Below are 2,916 nucleotides of genomic sequence, written 5' to 3'. Positions count from 1 at the left end.
TCGATAGTTAGCAGGCAGAATCATTAATTAACTAAATACGGATGCTATGCACATCTTAACTGCCAAACTATGAATTTTCTACTTGCCAAACACACATATCCAAGTATTATAGAACAAAGTTTGAAACTCAAGATTATGAAAGAGTTGGTGAACTTCGATGATGAAAAATGGACGGAAGAAAAAGCAAGAAAGCATAAAGAAGAAATGTTTAGAGTTTTGAAAGGGTAGTTATTATATATGTCGATATGTTCCCGCCTACCGATAGTGCAAAAAGTGGCGATGACGTGTTTCCGACTACCGACAATGTAAAAGACATCAATCCACCCCGCTCGTTGCATGTGGAGTTGGTAGCATTGATGTCTAGGGTGGATGAATAAGAAGGGTTGAAGTGTTGATAGAATAAGGTTTATAGGGTTTTACCTAAGTTTGTTTTATACAAAAAAATAGGTGAAACCCTTTTTGTTATTGGTGTTGGAAGAGCTGGAAAATGGGGTTGAGTTGACAGATTAGATTTTGGATAGGGGAGTTGACAGGATAGATAATTGAAGGAACTCGTGTTATATTTAGACTAACTAATATTGCCGAAAATACATTGAATGTGATTAGTCTAAGTATGGTATTTTCAATATGATTTCTGGAGGATAAAGAAAATGTCTGAAAATCGAAGGGTTCATTTTATTCCACCAAGACCTGTACAACGAGAGAAACGTGTGGGGATATATTGTCGAGTCAGTTCGAACAGCATGGAACAATTAAATAGTTTAACAAACCAAGTATCTGCACTTACCAGGTTAACAGCCGTCACTCCGAATTGGTTGCTTGTTGATACATATATAGATATTGCATCAGGAAAGTCTGGTTCAAAAAGAATAGAATTTATTCGTATGTTAGAAGATTGTCAGGCGAAAAACATTGAAATTGTTATCACTAAAAATATTAGCCGCTTTGGTCGTGATACAGTTGAAGTGCTAGAATCACTGAATAAACTGAAGGAACATGGAGTTCGTGTTATTTTTGAACAAGAAGGATTAGATACAGCCGATACGGATAGTGAAATGATGATTTCCATTATTGAATCCATTGCCCAAGCAGAAAATGAATCTCGTAGTGAAAATATTAAATGGGGTTATAGACGTCGTGCGGCACAAGGCACATCAAAATTATATAACCGAAAATGTTACGGTTATGAAAATGATATAGATGGAGAACTGATCATTAAGGAAGATGAAGCTAAAAATGTCCGATTAACTTTTGAACTGTATTTGCGCGGGTTTAGTATTATTGGTATAAAGCGAGAGTTAGAAAAACGAGGAATAAAAACCCCAACCGGAAAAGAAAATTGGAGTAAACGAACGATTGATGTCATGCTGAGCAATGAGAAATATATCGGTGTAGTTAGGCTACTTAATGCGGGAGAACACCAAGAACATTATGTTTCAGAAAATAACCATCCAGCAATTATTTCAAAAGAACAATTTGAAGCGGTACAAGAGGAAAAGAAAAAGAGAAGTAATGTTGTGAAAGGGAAGAATGGGGTGAAACGGAAAGATAAAAAGTATAGTTCCAAAAGACGAATTGATTAATAAACTAGTTGTTTCAAGAGTTTTTGGATAGATAAGGTTTACTATGCGAATTGAGAATATAAAAAATGGTAGGTGATTTATATGCAAAAAAAATTAGATTACTATCCAACAAATGCAAAAAATTGTACTGTCGATGAGTGGATTCAGATGTTACAAGAGAAAGACTGTTTTACTCCTGTCTTACTTGAAGCCATCTATGTCTTAGTGGTTGAAATGGGTGGTAAAGGATCCGCCAAACAAATATCGGAAATAACTGGACGTCCATATCAAGTATATAATTCATCTATGGCTCAAACAGTTAAACGGCTAAGAAAAAAAGGTTATACATTTGTAGCTGATGTGAGGAAAAACAGTAAAAAGGAAAGGTACTGGAGTCATTTTTTTAAGGGATATTATGAGAAGGAACTATTTATTTGGGAAGTGAAAGATTCTTTACAAGAAGCATTTATGATATACAGTAGAAAGTTTGATAGGATTGATGCTCGGACTCATGATAATGAAATAGTAAATGAGTATGAAACTGTCGAAGGAATGAGACGCCATCGTATTCATTATCAAATTGAACGTAATCCAGAAATAATAAATATTGCAAAGAAGGAATTTCTTAAAAGGCATGGGGAACTTTTTTGTGAAGCGTGTAACTTTTCATTCAAGAAAACATATGAGATTGATTTTATTGAAGCACATCATATTTTACCACTATATATGGGAAAAAGGATGACTAGAAAGAAAGACTTAATTATGCTGTGTGCAAATTGTCATCGTGCAGTACATAATAAGAAGTGGAATGATAAACCGATAGATGATTTTTTAGAATACATGAAAAACAAATTGATGAAATATTAATTCACATTTAATAGCCTAATCAAAAAAGATATAGTGAATTGACAAAAATGATGACAATTTACGTCTACACAAGCGTTATCCTTACTGAAAAAGATGTGTAGAATAGCCTAAGTACATCACGTTAAGTGCGTTACATTGATGTCGAGGGTAAAAGATTGAGAGAGCTGAAAACCCTTATATATCAACGCTTTCAGCACACATGGGTATGAAACCCACCAGACGAAAAACATGAAAATATCGCTTCGCGGGAACAAGTCCATAAAGGCCGTATTTGATAGTTAAGTGGTCAGGTTAGATGTCAGTGCTCGGTGAGTGGTCGGGTTAGATGTCAGCCTTCGCGAGTGGTCAGGTTAGATGTTTTTTCGGAAGTTTTTGAGGTTGTGTGGTCAGGTTGTATCTGTCAACTGAAAACTGCACCAAAATATAATTAAAAACTACACCACCTGGGTCAAAAAAATTATTGTTGCTCAATCCACTGTTTCGTTTC

At 35.0% G+C, this 2,916-nt stretch carries 4 protein-coding genes; all 4 read left to right on the top strand.

What is annotated here, in order from left to right; genetic code table 11:
- Positions 1-69: 69 nt before the first annotated feature.
- The 4 genes from BR02_RS15540 to BR02_RS14950 all read left to right on the top strand — a co-directional run bounded on the left by BR02_RS15540 (position 70) and on the right by BR02_RS14950 (position 2,429).
- On the top strand, positions 70-228 hold the full coding sequence (locus tag BR02_RS15540; RefSeq protein ID WP_157834981.1) for a hypothetical protein: 159 nt from the start codon (positions 70-72) through the stop codon (positions 226-228).
- 17 nt (positions 229-245) lie between these two features.
- The gene (locus BR02_RS16045) at positions 246-377 is read left to right on the top strand and encodes a hypothetical protein (protein ID WP_274377137.1); all 132 of its coding nucleotides are present in this window, start codon (positions 246-248) and stop codon (positions 375-377) included.
- Between the two features lie 273 nt (positions 378-650).
- Positions 651-1,583 (top strand): recombinase family protein, encoded by a 933-nt coding sequence (locus BR02_RS0112985; protein ID WP_031517768.1) that lies wholly within the window; start codon positions 651-653, stop codon positions 1,581-1,583.
- An 81-nt stretch (positions 1,584-1,664) separates the two neighbouring features.
- Positions 1,665-2,429, top strand: coding sequence for an HNH endonuclease (locus tag BR02_RS14950; RefSeq protein WP_051688324.1), 765 nt, complete (start codon positions 1,665-1,667; stop codon positions 2,427-2,429).
- Positions 2,430-2,916: the final 487 nt, after the last annotated feature.

Origin of the sequence: Desulfofalx alkaliphila DSM 12257 (genome assembly GCF_000711975.1) — a bacterium.
Classification (GTDB): domain Bacteria; phylum Bacillota; class Desulfotomaculia; order Desulfotomaculales; family Desulfohalotomaculaceae; genus Desulfofalx; species Desulfofalx alkaliphila.
The sequence above is the reverse complement of the archived record's forward strand: the minus strand, read 5'-3'. Positions and strand labels throughout refer to the sequence as shown.

Excerpts from the sequence above, each read along its gene's own strand:
- BR02_RS15540 (WP_157834981.1), top strand. The coding sequence starts at position 70 with ATGAATTTTCTACTTGCCAAACACACATATCCAAGTATTATAGAACAA.
- BR02_RS16045 (WP_274377137.1), top strand. The coding sequence starts at position 246 with ATGTTCCCGCCTACCGATAGTGCAAAAAGTGGCGATGACGTGTTTCCG.
- BR02_RS0112985 (WP_031517768.1), top strand. The coding sequence starts at position 651 with ATGTCTGAAAATCGAAGGGTTCATTTTATTCCACCAAGACCTGTACAA.
- BR02_RS14950 (WP_051688324.1), top strand. The coding sequence starts at position 1,665 with ATGCAAAAAAAATTAGATTACTATCCAACAAATGCAAAAAATTGTACT.